Below are 15711 nucleotides of genomic sequence, written 5' to 3'. Positions count from 1 at the left end.
AAGGTGATGATCGCGCGGGAGCCACAGCTGGAGCTGCGCTACGACCTCTTCCCCCGCAAGGTCACGATGCTGCGGGACCCGCGTGACGTGATCGTCAGCTTCCTGCTGTTCCGGCCGTTCATCCGCGCCGACGTGGCATGGGAGCGGGTCGAACCGTTCGTGGAGGCGGTGCGCGCGAAGGAACGGGACCCGGCGTCCACCTCCGTGCGCGCCCTGCACGAGCTGGCCGACGACCTGGGTCTGGCGTCGTACCGACTCGAGCGGGTCGTCGAGTTCATGGCGTGGCAGGAGGCGCTGGTCGACCGCCACGACATCTTCACGGTGCGCTACGCCGACTACGTGGCCGGGCGACTGGATCCACTCAGCGCCTACCTCGGCGTCGATGTGGAGCGGTCCGCGCCCTCGTCACCGTGGCTCGACCACATCATGCGGTCCGGAGCGACCGGTGACTGGCGTCACTGGTTCACGCCGGAGGACATCGACGTCTACCGGCCGTTGGTGGCCCGCTACATGGAGCGGTTCGGCTACGACGACGACTGGTCGCTGGCTGCCGAGCCCGTCATCGCGTCGGAGACGGCGTCGGGGTACGTCGAGGGCAAGTACCACCGGCGACAGCAGCAGCGTCGGCGGCGCGGTCTGATGTCGGACGCCGACACGACGGCACAGCGCGAGCACGTCGAGCACCTCGCGGCCGACGGCCATTCGCAGTCCATGTACCGGCTCGCCGAGGCCTCCGCCTCCAGCGCCGGCGATCCTGCGCGCGCGTTCCGCATGGCTCACCGCGCCGCCGTGCAGGGTCACAAGCCGGCGATGCGGTTGCTCGCAGAGCTGTACCGTCGCGGCGCGGGCGTCGAGGTCGACGAGCGTGCGGCGGCGTTCTGGGCGGCGGAGGGGGATGGCCGACAGCCACAGCCCACGGGCGGCCTGCGCCGCCTGCTCAGCCGCCGCTGACGCGCCCGCCGCGGCCACATCGGACAGCGGATCAGGTCGCGCTGCCAGCCATCCGCGGCGACCAGCTGGCGTGCACCCGTGCACCGCCCGCGCGCTTGGCCCGGTACAGCGCGTCGTCGGCCTCGCGGTACAGCTCGTCGCCCGTGCGCGCACCCCATGCGACCCCCACGCTGACGGCGATCCACAGGCCGTCACGCAGCTGTTGCCACGGCTCGGACCGCACGCGGTCGCGTACCTCGTGGGCCCGCCGCAGCGCCACGTCGCGGTCCGCCGCGTCGAGCACGAGCACGAACTCGTCGCCGCCGAGCCGTGCCGCGAGATCGCCGGGGCGGATGCAGTCCAGCAGGATCCGCCCGACGCGGTGCAGCACCCGGTCCCCGGTGTCGTGCCCGAACCGATCGTTGACCGGCTTGAACCGGTCGATGTCGACCACGATCATCGTCAATGCCGGCGTGACCGTCGTCAGACGCGACTCGAGTGCTCTGCGGTTCGCCAGGCCCGTGAGCGAATCGGTCAGTGACTCGCGGGCGTAGCGGTCCCGTTCCGCGCGCAGGCGACCGGTCTGCAGGCGCACTCTGACCGAACGCACCAGCGCGTCCCGCGCCGTCTCGCGCGCCGCGACGAGCGCGGCGTGGTAGCGCACGGCGGCCATCCTCGCATCCGCGCTCGCGCCGCGGTTGCGCAACCGCACCTGCGCCCACAGCGCGAAGGACTGCCAGGTGGGTTCCGTGGCGTCGGCGACGGCGGCGGCTCCTGCGTCGACGAGCGCGGCGGCCTCGTCGAACCGGCCGTGCTCGATGTGGTGCCAGCCGAGCACGCAACGCAGCAGCCCGCCGATCTCTTCGTGCTCCAGACCGGTGCCCGACCAGGTCTCGACCAGTCGCTCGACGTCGTCAGCCCTGTCATGGGCGGCCAACGTACGGCACGCCGCCGTATAGGCCTCGAGGTCGGCGCGCCACTCGGCGGGAACCGCGGCGTGGACCGGCTGCGCCGCGAGCTGCGTAGCACGGTGGCCGAGCCGCTCGATCTGGTTCGCATCGCCCGACTCGCGCGCCTGCAGCAGCTCGCAGGTCGTCGCCAGGCGGCGGTTGTAGTACAGCGACCCGACGAGAGCGCGCGGGCGGTCCGCGTCGGACGTGAGCTGTTCGACCTCGTCATGCAGCTCCGCGGTCAGTTCCCACAGCTGCAGCTCGTGGACCACACCGGCGATCTCGTGCAACGTGAACGCCCGGTCCTCAGTCTGACCGATGCGGTCGGCGATCTCGTAGGCGCTCAGCACGTCGTCGACGCCGTGGCTCGTGTGCGCGCCGGACGTCGACAGGAACCCGCGCGCACACCGCGCGAGTGCCATCGGCAGCGGCTCGTCGCTCCGATCGGCCCACGCCACGAACGACTCGGCGTGCTCGAGCGTCGACGGCGCGTTCGGCGCCCGCCAGCACAGGACGGTGGCGATCACATACTCGGCGAGTGCGTGCACGTCGGTCCACCCCGCGCGGCGGGCGTCGCCGACCAGCGCGCGGGCGCCGCGCAGGACATCGGTGCCCGCGACCTGCGCATCCACCAGCAGCTCGAACGCATCCTCGCGGGCAGACCGATGCTCCTGGAGCGCCACGCCTCCGGTCCCATCCGCGTCTCTAGCCGCGACGTCCGAGATCCTGGACCACCTGTGTCCGTGCGAGGATCCACAGTGTCGCCGTGATGATCACGTCGGTACAAGTCGGCCGTCGGCCCGGCCGGTGACGCGTGCCACTGGTGCCGCTGCGTGCCGGCGCTGTCGCCGGTCGTGGCCGCGGGTCGACGTGCCGGCCCGGCCGATGTTTGAATGACCAGATGGGACGCGGGATGTTCGCCGATGATGTCGAGGCGGTCGTGCGCTCGCTGCCGCCCGGGCAGGTCGTCACCTACGGTGAGGTGGCCGCCGAGGCCGGCCGTCCCGGTGCGGCGCGGGCAGTCGGCACCGTGCTCCGTGCCAGCCGCGGCGTCCCGTGGTGGCGCGTCGTCGCCGCCAGCGGCCGGGTGAACCCGTCGGCGGTGGCCGAGGCGACCCAGCGGCTGCGGGCCGAGGGCGTCGAGGTACGTGACGGGCGGGTCGTGCGCCGCTGATCCGCGCACCGCGCCCCGCGGCGCAGGGCGTGCGGGCGCCGGCAGTCCGTCGTTGTCCCAGGCGTGTGGTTGCCTACGATCATCCGATCCGGGTCAGAACGGACCGAACGATCCCAATCGCCCGGGGTGTGCGTCCTCGACGACCGGTGCCAGGCACCGCCGGGTGCTCAGCGGCGCGGAACGACGATCCCGAGACCGGTGATGCGGGCCGTCGGTGATGCGCCTCCACGCGCCCGAGTCCCGCAGCGCGTCGCTTGCAGCGCGGGGTCGGCGACCCACTCGAGTGGGCATCACCGTCGGCGTGTGATCGGCGGCGCCCCGTCGCGGGCCGCGACGGGGGCCGTCAGCGGTCTCACTCGCTGCTCAGCACGCCGAGCGGCGGGGCCACGGACGTCGGTGATCTGCGGCCGCGATGTCAGACCTGCTCGATGGCCTCGAGCAGTGCTCGCATCCACGGGCCGAGGTCGGCCGGGGTGCGCGCCGAGATGAGGTTCCGGTCGACCACGGTCGCCTCGTCGACCCAGTCCACGCCCGCGTTGACCATGTCGTCGCGGATCGCGCCGACGCTGGTGGCCCGGCGACCCTTGAGGATGCCCGCCGAGATCGGCACCCAGCCGGCGTGGCAGATGAAGGCGATGGGCCTGCCGTCCTCGTCGAACGTGCGCAGCAGGTCCAGCACGTGCTCGTCCCTGCGCAGCTTGTCAGGCGCGAAGCCGCCGGGCACGACCAGCGCGTCGTAGTCGGACGCGGACGTGTCCTCGATCGCCATGTCGACGGCCACCGGTCCGTGACCCTTCTTGCCGGTGACCTCGGCGGCCTCCGCGCTGGCGAGCGTGACGTCGACGTGCTCCTCGCGCAGGCGGTACAGCGGGTACAGCAGTTCCATGTCCTCGAACAGATCGGCGGCGAGGATCAGTACGCGGGCGTCGGACAGTGCGGGCATGATGCGCTCCTGGATCCGGGTGCGTTGATGGGTGGTGCCGTCATCGTTCCCGTCCCGTGCGGGACATACGCAGACGGCGCCGGGCCGCCGGGCGTGCCCCGTCCGTGCCCGGCGGGTGGTCAGCCGTCACCTGGCCGTGTCCCCGATCCCGGCGCAGAGGGGTCGGCGCCGTGGCGCGTGCTCGCAGCGGGGACGTGCTCCGCGGCGTCGGACCGGATCGTGGTCGCGTGCCGGCCGTACGCGTCCGCGGCGGGTCGTGCGCTCGCGCCGTGCGCCAGGATGCTGAGCAGCACCGTCCAGGTGACGATCTGGATGATCGCGTCCTGCGTGGGCAGATCGGCCTCCTCGAGGATGAGGACCGAGAACAGGATCGACGCGAGTCCGCGGGGCCCGAACCACCCGATGAACGCCTTGCTCGTCACGGTCAGACCGGTCCCGGCGAGCGCGACCGCGGTCGGGACCACGCGCACGATCGTCAGGCTGAGCACGGCGTACACGGCCGTCTGGGGTTGCGGTGCGTCGGCCAGTGCGGGCCCCGCCAACGCGGCACCGAAGACCAGGAACGTGAGCAGGGTCAGCAACTGGCCCTCGTCCTCGGCGAAGTCGGCGGCCCCTTGACACTGCTCGCGCGCGACCTGGCCGAACGTGACACCGGCGACGAATGCAGCGATGAAGCCGTTGCCGCCCACGAGGTCCGCCACGGCGAAGCTGCAGACGGCGACGGCGAACACTGACAGCTGCCTGAACACCCCGTCCATCCATTCGCTCCGGGCGGCGCGGTCGATCACGATGCCGCCGACCAGCCCCACCGCCACGCCGGTGAGGACGCCGAAGCCCAGCTGCGATGCGACGAACGTTGCGATGCTGCGGCCGCTGACGGCCATGGTCTCCTCGGCGGCAAGTCCGAGGAACAGCATGACGAGCGGTAGCACGATGCCGTCGTTGAGACCGCTCTCGACCGACAGCGTCTGACGGATGCGCTCGGGCACCCGCGGGTTCGTGACGACCGCCTGACCGAGCGCGGCGTCGGTGGGTGCCAGGATCGCGGCGAGCAGTGCCGCCTCCCAGAGTTGCATGTCGAACACCAGCAGCGCCGCGCCGGTTCCGAGTACCACGGTCAGCGGCAGCCCGATCGTGAGCAGGCGGGCGGGCAGTTGGATCTCCCGGACGAGTGCGCGGACGTCGATCGCGATCGCGTCGACGAACAGCACGAGGACGAGCGTCGCCTCGGCGAGGATGCGCACACCTTCCTCTTCGAGCCCCAGGTCGAGCACCTCGAGACCGCCGTCACCGAGCAGCAGTCCTGCGGCGACGAACGCCATGGGGCCGGTGACGACGGTCGTCGTGAGACGGCGTGACACCGTGCCGTAGGCGACGACGAGCGCGGCGGCGATCGCGACGGACTGCATGGCGACTCCGGTTCTGCGTGCACTGGCACTGGACGGGCGATGCGGCGTCGAGCGGCACGCGTCATGGGACGTCGTCGGTCAACGTACAGGCGGACGGGTCCTGTCAGGCCGGCAACCGCCGGGCCCGGACGGTGCGCGCGCATGCCCGCCGCCCGTCGACCGGTCACCGGTCGGGTGCTGGCTGACCCGGTCGCCGGTGTTCTGACGGATCCGGGTCCTCGTCGCGCGTCGGCGGGTTCCAGGTCGAGCCGGTCGTCTCGGCGATCGCCGTCATCATGCGGTCGATGTCCCGCTCGACGTCGCCGGTCATGGTCAACACCGGTCCCCAACGCAGCAGGATGCCCGGGCGGCGCCACGGACGCCACGTCGCGAGGCCGGGTCCCGGGTGTCGCTCGTGGACCACGCCGAGCACCTGCAGAGGCACGCCTGCCATCGCCGCCATGCGCACCGCGCCGGTCCGGGGGTAGCGCAGGTTCGGTTCGGGCTGCCATCCCCCCTCCGGTGCGATCCAGACGCGCCCGCCTGCGCGGACGTGCTCGAGTCCATGGACGAACGCGGGGCGGTGCGGGCGCGGGGGATGGCACTCGGCGGTCGTGATGATGCAGTCGGCCACCCACATGCCGGACCGCAGCAGCGGGACCCGGTGCCACCGGGCGACAGGTCGCATCCGGGGGTCGACGACCAGCACGACGAGCCCGTCGACCACATGCGGGTGGTTGGAGACGATGACCGCGGGTCCCTCGCGGCGGCGGCCTTCGGTCCGCAGCCGGAAACCGGTGCGCAACCCCAGCCACAGGATGACCCGCAGAGGTGTCCGCACGAGGCGGACGAGCGCGGGCCGGGCGCGTGGCAGGATCGTCAGGGCGTCCCGCAACGTCGCCACCCGAGCCGCGGTCGTCTCCGCGTCACCGGTCGCCCAGTCGCTCATCCACCACCGTTCGGTCGGGCACCAACGCCGCGCCAGGATACGCCGAACACGTCGACGGGCGCCCGTGACCCACCCGGCAACAGATCACGTCGCGCACACGGCCGACCACCCTGCGCATTGCTGGCCCGCCCTTCCTGCGCACGATTGGTCGGGTGTGGTGACGAGGGCCTTGACGGCGTTCCGTCCAGCGTCGACGCTGCAGGGTGTGGGGCGGCCGGTGGCGCCCCACGTCTTGCGTCTGCGGAGGTGGAGCGCATGCAGGTACCCGCACCATTCCAGTACGAGCGGGCCAGGGACGTCGATCACGCGCTCGACCTGCTCGGCCGGTACGGCGACGAGGCGCAGATCATCGCGGGCGGGCACAGCCTGTTGCCGATGATGAAACTGCGTCTGGTCAGGCCCGATGTCCTGGTCGACATCAACGACTGCGGTGACCTGGCCTACGTCATCGAGGACGGCGACACGTTGCGGCTGGGTGCGTTGACCCGTCACGCGGCGTTGCTGTCGTCGGACACGGTCGCGCGCCTGGCACCGATGATCACCGACGCCGAGAAGGTCATCGCCGACCCGGTCGTGCGCAACCGCGGCACGATCGGCGGCTCCCTGTGCCAGGCCGACCCGGGCGAGGACCTGTCGACGGTGTGCAACGCGTGGTCGGCCGAGTTGGTCATCCGCGGCCCGGACGGCGAACGCACGCTGACCATGCCCGAGTTCCACCGTGGGCCCTACGAGACAGCCGTCGAGCCGCACGAGATCCTGACCGAGATCAGGCTCCCCATCCGTCCGGGAGCCGGCTCCGCCTACGAGAAGGTCGAACGCCGCGTGGGCGACTGGGCGATCGCCGCGGCCGGCGTGGTCGTCTGGATGAACGACGGGGTCATCGACGACGTCGGCATCGGTTTGACGGCGGTCGGCATCGACGGCGGTGTGGCCACACGCGCCCAGGACGTCGTGCGGGGCCGCGAACCCGACGAGGACCTGTACGCCGAGGCCGGCAAGCTGGCCGCCGAGGACTGCGAGCCGGTGGCGGACCAGCGCGGGTCCGAAGCGTACAAGCGGCACCTCGCCGGAGAACTGACGACCCGCGCGCTGCGCCGCGCTGTCGACCGTTCCCAGGGCCGTTAGGAACGAAGGCGAGCTGGCGAGCTGGGACCAAGAAGGAGGATCGCGATGGACGTGACACTGACCGTGAACGACGTCGAGTACCAGCGCGACGTCGAGCCACGCATGCTGCTGGTCCACTTCCTGCGCGACGAGCTGGGGTTGACCGGCACGCACTGGGGATGCGACACGAGCAACTGCGGCACCTGCGTCGTGCTGATCGACGGCGAACCTGTCAAGAGCTGCACGACGCTCGCGGCGATGACCGTCGGCCATGAGGTGCGCACAGTCGAGGGCCTCGAGCAGAACGGCGAGCTCGATCCCGTCCAGCAGGGCTTCATGGAGTGCCACGGCCTGCAGTGCGGCTTCTGCACCCCGGGGATGATGTTGACGGCCCGGGCGTTGCTCGACGACAACCCCCACCCATCGACCGACGAGATCCGCGAGGCGATCAGCGGACAGCTGTGCCGTTGCACGGGCTACGCGACGATCGTCCGCTCGATCCGCTGGGCAGCCGAACACGGCGGGGCCAACGGTCATCGCGCCGATGGTGCGCCCGTCGCGACAGAGGCCGGGGAGGGCCAGGAGGTGGCATCGTGACGACCGCACCCGAACAGGACCGCCCCATCGGCTTCGGCCGGCTCAAGCGCAAGGAGGATCCGCGCTTCATCCGCGGTCAGGGGACCTACGTCGACGACATCGTGCTGCCCGACATGCTGCACGGCGCTGTCCTGCGCTCGCCCGTCGCCCATGCGCGCATCGCGTCGATCGACACCAGCGCGGCCGTCGAGCACCCGGGCGTGCACGCGGTCATCACGGGCGCCGACCTCGAGCCGCTCAACCTGGCGTGGATGCCCACGCTGTCGTCGGACACGCAGTCGGTGCTGGTGACCGACAAGGTGCGCTTCCAGGGGCAGGAGGTCGCGTTCGTCGTCGCCGACGACCGTTACACCGCCCGGGATGCGCTCGAGCTCATCGACGTCGAGTACGACATCCTCGACGCGGTCATCGACCCGCACCATGCGCTGGACGACGACGCACCCGTCATCCGCGACGATCTCGAGGGCAGGACCGACAACCACATCTTCGACTGGGAGGCTGGCGACACCGACGAGTGCGACCGGGTGTTCGCCAGCGCCGACGTGGTGGTCAGCCAGGACATGGTCTACCCGCGGGTGCATCCGGCGCCGCTGGAGACCTGCGGGGCTGTCGCCGACTACGACCAAGTCAGCGGCAAGCTCACGCTGTACGAGACCACCCAGGCGCCACACGCGCACCGCACGCTGTACGCGCTGGTTGCCGGCATCCCGGAGCACAAGATCCGGGTGATCTCACCGGACGTGGGCGGTGGCTTCGGCGGCAAGGTCGGGATCTACCCGGGCTACGTGTGCGCCATCGTCGCCTCGATCGTCACGGGGCGTCCGGTCAAGTGGGTCGAGGATCGCTCCGAGAACCTCATGTCCACCGCGTTCGCGCGGGACTACCACATGACCGGCGAGATCGCCGCCACGAGCGACGGGACGATCCTGGCGGTCCGCACGAACGTGCTGGCCGACCACGGCGCGCACAACGGCACCGCCCAGCCGACCAAGTATCCCGCCGGGTTCTTCCACGTGTTCACCGGCAGCTACGACCTCCAGGCGGCGCACTGCAAGGTCACCGGGGTCTACACCAACAAGGCGCCGGGCGGAGTGGCGTACGCCTGCTCGTTCCGTGTGACCGAGGCGGTGTACCTGGTCGAGCGCATGGTCGACCGGCTGGCGGTCGAGCTCGGCATGGACCCGGCCGAGCTGCGCATGCGCAACCTGATCCAACCCGACCAGTTCCCCTACACCACCAAGACGGGGTGGGAGTACGACTCCGGGGACTACCCCGCGACGCTGCGCAAGGCGCTCGACGTCGCCGGGTACGACGAGCTGCGTCGCGAGCAGGCGGAGCGGCGTGAGCGCGGCGAGCTCATGGGCATCGGCGTCGGGTTCTTCACCGAGGCGGTCGGCGCCGGCCCGCGGCGTCACATGGACATCCTGGGGCTCGGCATGGCCGACAGCTCGGAGGTCCGCGTGCACCCGACCGGCAAGGCCGTGGTGCGGCTGTCCGTGCAGACGCAGGGGCAGGGCCACGAGACCACGTTCGCCCAGATCGTGGCCGAGGAGCTGGGCATCCCGCCGGAGGACATCGACGTCGTACACGGCGACACGGACCAGACGCCGTTCGGACTGGGGACGTATGGCAGCCGTTCGACGCCGGTCAGCGGCGCCGCGGTCGCGATCACGTCCCGCAAGGTCCGTGACAAGGCACGCGTGATCGCCGCCGGCATGCTGGAGGTCAGTCCCGACGACCTCGAGTGGGACAAGGGCCGCTTCACCGTCAGGGGCGATCCCGACAGCGCCAAGACGATTGCCGAGATCGCGATGGCGGCCCACGGTGCGGTGGACCTGCCGGACGGCGTCGAGGGATCGCTCGAGGCGATGACGACCTACAACCCGCCGAACCTGACGTATCCCCACGGCGCGTACATCTGTGTGGTGGACATCGACCCGAGCACCGGTGAGACCACGGTGCGCCGGTTCGTGGCCGTGGACGACTGTGGCACCCGCATCAACCCGATGATCATCGAGGGGCAGGTCCATGGCGGGCTCGCCGACGGCGTCGGCATGGCGCTGATGGAGATCATCGACTTCGACGAGTTCGGCAACTGCCTCGGCGGCTCGTTCATGGACTACCTGATGCCGACCGCGATGGACGTGCCGGACTGGGAGACCGACTACACCGTCACCCCGAGCCCACACCACCCGATCGGTGCCAAAGGCGTGGGCGAGTCGGCGACGGTCGGTTCACCGCCGGTCATCATGAACGCGATCGTCGACGCGCTGTCGGTGTACGGCATCACCCACATCGACATGCCGGCGACCCCGTCGAAGGTCTGGGAGGCGATCCAGACCGCGCGGTCGGACGAGGGGGCCGGTGCCACGCACGACGGTGGAGCCTGAGATGGGCCGCATCGCGGTCGCCGAGCGCTCGGCCGAACTGGTCGACGCGGGGGTGCCACACGTGCGGGCGACTGTCGTGCGCGCCGAGCACCCGACCAGCGTGCACGCCGGTGACAGCGCCCTCGTGCACGCCGACGGCACGATCGAGGGCTTCGTCGGCGGGACCTGCGCCGAGGCGTCCGTGCAGACCCACGCCCGCGCGGCACTCGAGGCCGGCGAGCCGCTGCTGCTGCGGATCCTGCCGGAAGGCGGTGACGCAACGGCGGTCGGCGCGTCCGACGAGGGAGCGATCACCGTCGCCAACCCGTGCCTGTCCGGTGGTGCGCTCGAGATCTTCCTCGAGCCGCTCGCGCCACCGGCCCGTGTCCTGGTCGTCGGCGACACCCCGATCGCCCACGCGCTCGTCGACCTGTCCACGCCGCTCGGGTTCGACGCGGCCACCATCGACGATGCAACGCTCGTCGACGCGGACCTCGCTGCGGTCGTCGTCGCCTCGCACGGCCGCGGCGAGGAGCAGGCGCTGACCGCCGCGCTCGCTGCCGAGGTGCCCTACGTCGCGCTGGTCGCCGGCCGTCGCCGGGGCGGCGCCGTCCTGGCGTCACTGGATGTGCCCGACGACGTCAGGGCGCGCGTGTCGATGCCGGCGGGTCTGGACATCGGCGCGCGCACCGCGCCGGAGATCGCGCTGTCGATCCTGGCCGAGCTCGTGGAGTCCCGGCGGTCGCGTGGCCACGGGGAACCTGTCGCCGTGGTCGAGAAGTCCGCCACGGACGACGGATCCGCGGCGGACCACACGCCGACGGCCCCGGGCACGGCCGTCGATCCCGTCTGCGGCATGACCGTGCTGATGACCGACGACGCGATCACCGCGAACGTCGACGGCGAGACGGCATGGTTCTGCTGTGCCGGCTGCCGGGCCCGCTGGGTCGCCACGCGCTGACAGGTCGACCGCGACCGCCGGTGCCGGTGGCCGTGCCTGCCGGGTGCGGCGTCGGGGGTCGCGTGTGGCGTCCCGGCGTCGGGTCAGGTCAGGCGCCGAAGACATGGTCGAGCTCGGCGGGCGGCGCGACCTCGAGCTGCTCGTAGGTGCAGTCCTCCGGCGGCTTGTCGGGGCGCCACCGTACGAACTTGGCCGGATGGCGCAGGCGACCGTCTGTCAGCTGGTTGAAGCCGACCTCGGCGACCCGCGCGATGCGCAGCGGCACCCACCCTGAGTCGCGTTGGCCCGACCACCGCGACGGTGCGCCCGGGAGCCGCTGGGACTCGTGGGCGGCCTCGTCGGACCACGCGGCCCACGGGTGCTCGGACAGGTCGTCGAGCCGCAGGTCGGCCAGTTCGTCGACCAGTTCCACCCTGCGCCTGGCCGAGAACGACGATGCCACGCCGATGTGCTGCAGGTGCCCGTCACGCCAGAGCCCGAGCAACATCGATCCGACGCCGTCGCCGCTCTTGTGCCAGCGCATGCCGGCAACGACCACGTCGGCGGTGCGCTGGTGCTTCAGCTTCCGCTGGGCGCGCGCGCCCTCGATGTAGGGGTCCTCGACCGGCTTGGCGATGATGCCGTCGACGCCGGCCCCCTCGAAGCGCTCGAACCAGTCGGCGGCGAGCTCGTGGTCGCGGGTCGCGGGCGTCAGGTGCAGCGGCGGGGTGGCGTCGGCCAGCACCTGTTCGAGACGCTCGCGCCGTTCGCCGAACGGCGTGGCGCGCAGATCCTCGTCGCCGAGGGCCAGCAGGTCGAACGCGACGAACCGCGCCGGCGTCGCCTCGGCCAGCATGGAGACGCGGGACTCGGCGGGATGGATGCGCTGGCCGAGCAGGTCGAAGCTCAGCCCATCACCGTCGGGCACCACGAGCTCGCCGTCGAGGACGATCCGGTCCGGCAGCTGTGCGCGGAGCGGGTCCGCAAGCTCAGGGAAGTAGCGGTTGAACGGTCGACCGTGGCGTGACCACAGCTCGACCTCGTCGCCGTCACGGAAGACCAGGCAGCGGAAGCCGTCCCACTTCGGCTCGAAGATCCATCCGTCGTCGGTCGGCAGCTTCGCCGCGTTCCTGGCCAGCATCGGCGAGATCGGGGGCATCACCGGCAGCTGCATGGTGGTCGTCGCTCCATGATCGTCGCGCATCGCGTCCGGATGGTCGGCAGGCCCGTCGCGGCGTCCGGGCACGGGACGCATGCTAGTCCGGACGTCCACCCGGCGGCGCCAGCGGCGCGGCGCCGGCGGGTCCGCACGTGGCACGCACCGGCGCGGCCGAGCGGTGTGCCGTCGTCGCGCGACGCCCACAGGGATCCGGGCGACCGCCGCGAGGTACGGCGGCCTGCACGCGCCAGTCGGTGTGACACGAGCGGGGAGCCTATCGGGTGTCGGGCTCCGTGAGCGCCGCCAGCAGGGCACGGCCGGCCCGGTCGACCGTCGTTGCGTCGGCAGCATCCGTCGGCGCGCACCGGACCGTGGTCACGTCGGCGTCGAACACGGCGGCCAGCAGCGCGGTCGTCGTCGCCCGCCGTTGGCCCACGCGCTCGTCCTGCGCGTAGGCGTCCGCACCCGGTTCCGCGGCGCCGAAGTCGTCTGCGACCGCCAGGCGGCAGACGGGCCCCACCGTGCGTGCCACGATCTCCCAGAAGTGGCGATCCTGCTTGTGATGCCCCAGATCGGCGGAGTTGGCGACCAGCGTGGTGGTGCCGCCGTCGTCGTGGGCGGTCGCGGCGATCGACGACGCGGTCACGCCGGCCGCGGAGAGCTCGTCGACGATGCGGTCGGTCGCCTCCGCGTAGTGGTCGGTCGCGACCACCACGCGCACGTCGGTGAGCGCGTCGAGCTGTCGCAGCCAGCGGTGCCAGGGGTGCGCGATCGCCGATGCCGTCAGGTACCGGTCGGCGAACCGTCGGACCGCCCGGGCGATGGCCACCCGGTCGACGCCGTCGCCGCGCCGACCCAGGTGTGCGGCCGCGGCGTCCGTCAGGACGGTCACGTAGCCGATCCGGGATGTGCTTCCGCGCTCCCACGTGGGGTTCACGAGCACGTGCCAGAAGTCCGCCGGATCGGCGAACCCGAGCGCCGCGAGGCCGCTGCGTCGCAGCTCGGCGGCGATCCGGTCGTCGGCGGCGAACCCGGCGGCGCCAGGGCTCAAAGTGCCCGAGAAGTCGAGCACCGCCAACGCCACGGACGTCGTCACGGCCCCCAGCGCTCCATGCGGTACGCACTGTCCCAGAACATCCACTCGAGACGGCTCGATGTCACGTAGGCGTCCCGCATGCGTGTGCGGGACGCCTCACTGGCATCCGCAGCGACGTCGTCGGTGATCGCGATCGCGCGGTCGACCGACGCGGAGAAGTCGTCGCCTGCGTAGGTGTCGATCCACCGCCGGTAGGGGTTGTCGGCCGCCGCCGCGGCGTGGATCGCGTTGCCGACCTCGCGGTAGATCCAGAAGCATGGCAGGAGGCCGGCGACGGCCTCCTCGACGCCGCGGTGTGACGCCGTGGCCAGCAGGAAGTTGGTGTAGAAGGCGCAGGTCGGTGACTGGTCGATGCCCTCGGGCACGCCGAGCTCGGCGAAGTACGACGCGTGCAGCGCCTGCTCGACGACCATGGCGCCCTCGGCGAAGCGCAGGAAGTCGAGCACGTGCGCGGAGGTGCCGGCGCGTGCGCCGGTGACGGCCAGCGCCCGCGCGAAGTCCGCGAGGTACAGCGAGTCCTGGAAGATGTAGAACCTGAACCGGTCGCGCTCCAGCGTGCCGCGGGCGAGCTCGACGTTGAACGGCAGCGCGACGATGGCGTCGTAGATCGGCGCGGCCGCCGTCCACAGCTCGGTCGTGAACGACCGTGGTGATGTCAGCACGTGCGCCACAGCCGCGCGAAGTGGTGCACCGGCCCGGTGCCGTTGCCCAGCCGACGGTCGGCGCCGGCGGCCAGCGCGTCGGTCAGGTACGACTTGCCGCCGTCGATCGCCCCCTCGAGCGTCGCGCCCCGCGCCAGCAGCGCGGCGATGGCCGACGACAGCGTGCAGCCGGTGCCGTGCGTGTTGGCGGTCTCGATCCGCGGTGCGTCGAGGCGGCGCGTCTCGTCGGAGGTGGAGTCGTAGCTGACGTCGACGCTGCGGTCGCTTTCGAGGTGGCCACCCTTGACGAGCACCGTCGTCGGGCCGAGCGCACCCAGCTCGCGCGCGGCGTGCTCCATGTCGGCGACCGTCGCGACGTCGCCGCCGCCCAGCAGGGCCGAGGCTTCGGGCAGGTTCGGCGTGACCACGGTCGCCAGTGGCAGCAGCAGTTCCCGCATGGCCGCCACCGCGTCGTCGGCGAGCAACCTGGCGCCGCTGGCCGCGACCATGACGGGGTCGAGCACGACCGGGCCGGTGTCGTGGCGCCGCAGGCCGTCGGCGACCACCTCGATCACCGGCGCTGACGCCGCCATGCCGATCTTGGTGGCGTCGGTGCCGATGTCGTCGAGCACGGCATCGAGCTGCGCGGTCACGAACGCGGGCGGCACCGGTTCGACGGCGGTCACGGCCACGGTGTTCTGTGCCGTCAACGCGGTCAGCACCGACGTGCCGTAGCAGCCCAGCGCCGAGAAGGTCTTGAGGTCGGCCTGGACGCCGGCGCCGCCGCCGCTGTCGGAGCCGGCGATCGTCAGGGCGCGGTGGTAGCGGCTCACCGTGGCCCGCCAACGCGTCGTGCCGCCTCGGAGAACCGTGTGACCAGTTCCGCGGCCGCCGCCCGCGGATCGACGGCCGCGCAGACGGCCGACACGACCGCGACCGCGTCGGCGCCCGCGGCGGCGACGTCGGCCACCGTGTCACGGTCGATCCCGCCGATGGCGACGATGGTGTGGTGCGACTGCCGGCGCACGCGGGCCAGACCGTCGAGCCCCCACGCGTCCAGCGTGTCGGGCTTGGTCGGCGTGTCGAAGACGGGGCTGACCCCGAGGTAGTCGACGGCGAGGTCCTCTGCGCGCTCGACGTCGGCGGGCGACTCGACCGACAGCCCGACGATCGCCTCGGGCCCGAGCAGCGCGCGTGCGGTCACGGGATCCATATCGTCCCTGCCGACGTGCACGCCGTCCGCGCCGACCGCGAGTGCGACGTCGACACGGTCGTTGATCACCAGCGGGACGCCGCGGGGCGCGAGCACGGCGCGCAGGCGCTCGCCGATCTCGACGAGCTGACGTGTCGTCGCCCGCTTGTCGCGCAGCTGGACACACGTCGCGCCGCCGTCGACCGCGGCCATGACGACATCGACGAGGTCGCGGTCGCCGATCAGGTCGGGATCGGTGACCAGGTACAGGCCGCGCAC

Annotated in this window: 15 protein-coding genes; 6 read left to right on the top strand and 9 right to left on the bottom strand. The window is 71.8% G+C overall.

What is annotated here, in order from left to right; translation table 11 throughout:
- The coding region (locus tag VFZ70_09060; GenBank protein ID HEX6255945.1) for a hypothetical protein at positions 1–951 on the top strand (951 nt) is incomplete at its 5' end.
- A 31-nt stretch (positions 952–982) separates the two neighbouring features.
- Here VFZ70_09060 and VFZ70_09055 read toward each other — a convergent pair.
- The gene (locus VFZ70_09055) at positions 983–2563 is read right to left on the bottom strand and encodes a GGDEF domain-containing protein (GenBank protein HEX6255944.1); all 1581 of its coding nucleotides are present in this window, start codon (positions 2561–2563) and stop codon (positions 983–985) included.
- Positions 2564–2793: 230 nt separating this feature from the next.
- Here VFZ70_09055 and VFZ70_09050 point away from each other — a divergent pair, with 230 nt between their 5' ends.
- Positions 2794–3054 carry an MGMT family protein gene (locus VFZ70_09050; protein ID HEX6255943.1) on the top strand — a complete coding sequence of 87 codons (261 nt, stop codon included), beginning with the start codon at positions 2794–2796 and terminating at the stop codon, positions 3052–3054.
- 415 nt (positions 3055–3469) lie between these two features.
- Here VFZ70_09050 and VFZ70_09045 read toward each other — a convergent pair whose 3' ends face one another.
- The 3 genes from VFZ70_09045 to VFZ70_09035 all read right to left on the bottom strand — a co-directional run bounded on the left by VFZ70_09045 (position 3470) and on the right by VFZ70_09035 (position 6334).
- Complete coding sequence (locus tag VFZ70_09045; protein HEX6255942.1) at positions 3470–3997, bottom strand: type 1 glutamine amidotransferase domain-containing protein; 528 nt, start codon at positions 3995–3997, stop codon at positions 3470–3472.
- Between the two features lie 119 nt (positions 3998–4116).
- Complete coding sequence (locus VFZ70_09040; GenBank protein HEX6255941.1) at positions 4117–5406, bottom strand: cation:proton antiporter; 1290 nt, start codon at positions 5404–5406, stop codon at positions 4117–4119.
- A gap of 163 nt (positions 5407–5569) precedes the next feature.
- Positions 5570–6334, bottom strand: a complete 765-nt coding sequence (locus tag VFZ70_09035; GenBank protein ID HEX6255940.1) for a lysophospholipid acyltransferase family protein — start codon at positions 6332–6334, stop codon at positions 5570–5572.
- Between the two features lie 255 nt (positions 6335–6589).
- Between VFZ70_09035 and VFZ70_09030 the strand changes: the two genes are divergently transcribed.
- Genes VFZ70_09030 through VFZ70_09015 form a run of 4 tightly spaced genes read left to right on the top strand, consistent with a single transcriptional unit; the run spans position 6590 to position 11365 of the window.
- Complete coding sequence (locus VFZ70_09030) at positions 6590–7459, top strand: xanthine dehydrogenase family protein subunit M (GenBank protein HEX6255939.1); 870 nt, start codon at positions 6590–6592, stop codon at positions 7457–7459.
- A 45-nt stretch (positions 7460–7504) separates the two neighbouring features.
- Entirely contained in the window at positions 7505–8035 is a 531-nt protein-coding gene (locus VFZ70_09025) for a (2Fe-2S)-binding protein (GenBank protein HEX6255938.1), read from the top strand.
- A complete protein-coding gene (locus VFZ70_09020) occupies positions 8032–10425 on the top strand; it encodes an aerobic carbon-monoxide dehydrogenase large subunit (protein ID HEX6255937.1) in 2394 nt (797 codons plus the stop codon). The genes VFZ70_09025 and VFZ70_09020 overlap by 4 nt, the downstream gene beginning before the upstream one ends.
- Positions 10400–11365: an XdhC family protein gene (locus VFZ70_09015; GenBank protein HEX6255936.1), complete on the top strand. Its 966-nt coding sequence runs from the start codon at positions 10400–10402 to the stop codon at positions 11363–11365. Before VFZ70_09020 ends, VFZ70_09015 begins: the two co-directional genes overlap by 26 nt.
- 88 nt (positions 11366–11453) lie before the next feature.
- Here the strand turns inward: VFZ70_09015 and VFZ70_09010 are convergent, their stop codons facing one another.
- The 5 genes from VFZ70_09010 to thiE all read right to left on the bottom strand — a co-directional run bounded on the left by VFZ70_09010 (position 11454) and on the right by thiE (position 15711).
- A complete protein-coding gene (locus VFZ70_09010; GenBank protein ID HEX6255935.1) occupies positions 11454–12590 on the bottom strand; it encodes an ATP-dependent DNA ligase in 1137 nt (378 codons plus the stop codon).
- 187 nt (positions 12591–12777) lie between these two features.
- Entirely contained in the window at positions 12778–13599 is an 822-nt protein-coding gene (locus VFZ70_09005; GenBank protein HEX6255934.1) for a hypothetical protein, read from the bottom strand.
- Positions 13596–14261, bottom strand: coding sequence for a thiaminase II (gene tenA / locus VFZ70_09000; protein ID HEX6255933.1), 666 nt, complete (start codon positions 14259–14261; stop codon positions 13596–13598). The genes VFZ70_09005 and tenA overlap by 4 nt, the downstream gene beginning before the upstream one ends.
- The gene (gene thiD, locus VFZ70_08995) at positions 14255–15073 is read right to left on the bottom strand and encodes a bifunctional hydroxymethylpyrimidine kinase/phosphomethylpyrimidine kinase (protein ID HEX6255932.1); all 819 of its coding nucleotides are present in this window, start codon (positions 15071–15073) and stop codon (positions 14255–14257) included. Before thiD ends, tenA begins: the two co-directional genes overlap by 7 nt.
- A complete protein-coding gene (gene thiE / locus VFZ70_08990; protein HEX6255931.1) occupies positions 15070–15711 on the bottom strand; it encodes a thiamine phosphate synthase in 642 nt (213 codons plus the stop codon). The genes thiD and thiE overlap by 4 nt, the downstream gene beginning before the upstream one ends.

This window comes from Euzebyales bacterium (assembly GCA_036374135.1).
Taxonomy (GTDB): domain Bacteria; phylum Actinomycetota; class Nitriliruptoria; order Euzebyales; family JAHELV01; genus JAHELV01.
Note: the sequence above shows the minus strand (reverse complement) of the source record. Positions and strands in the feature narration are given on the sequence as shown.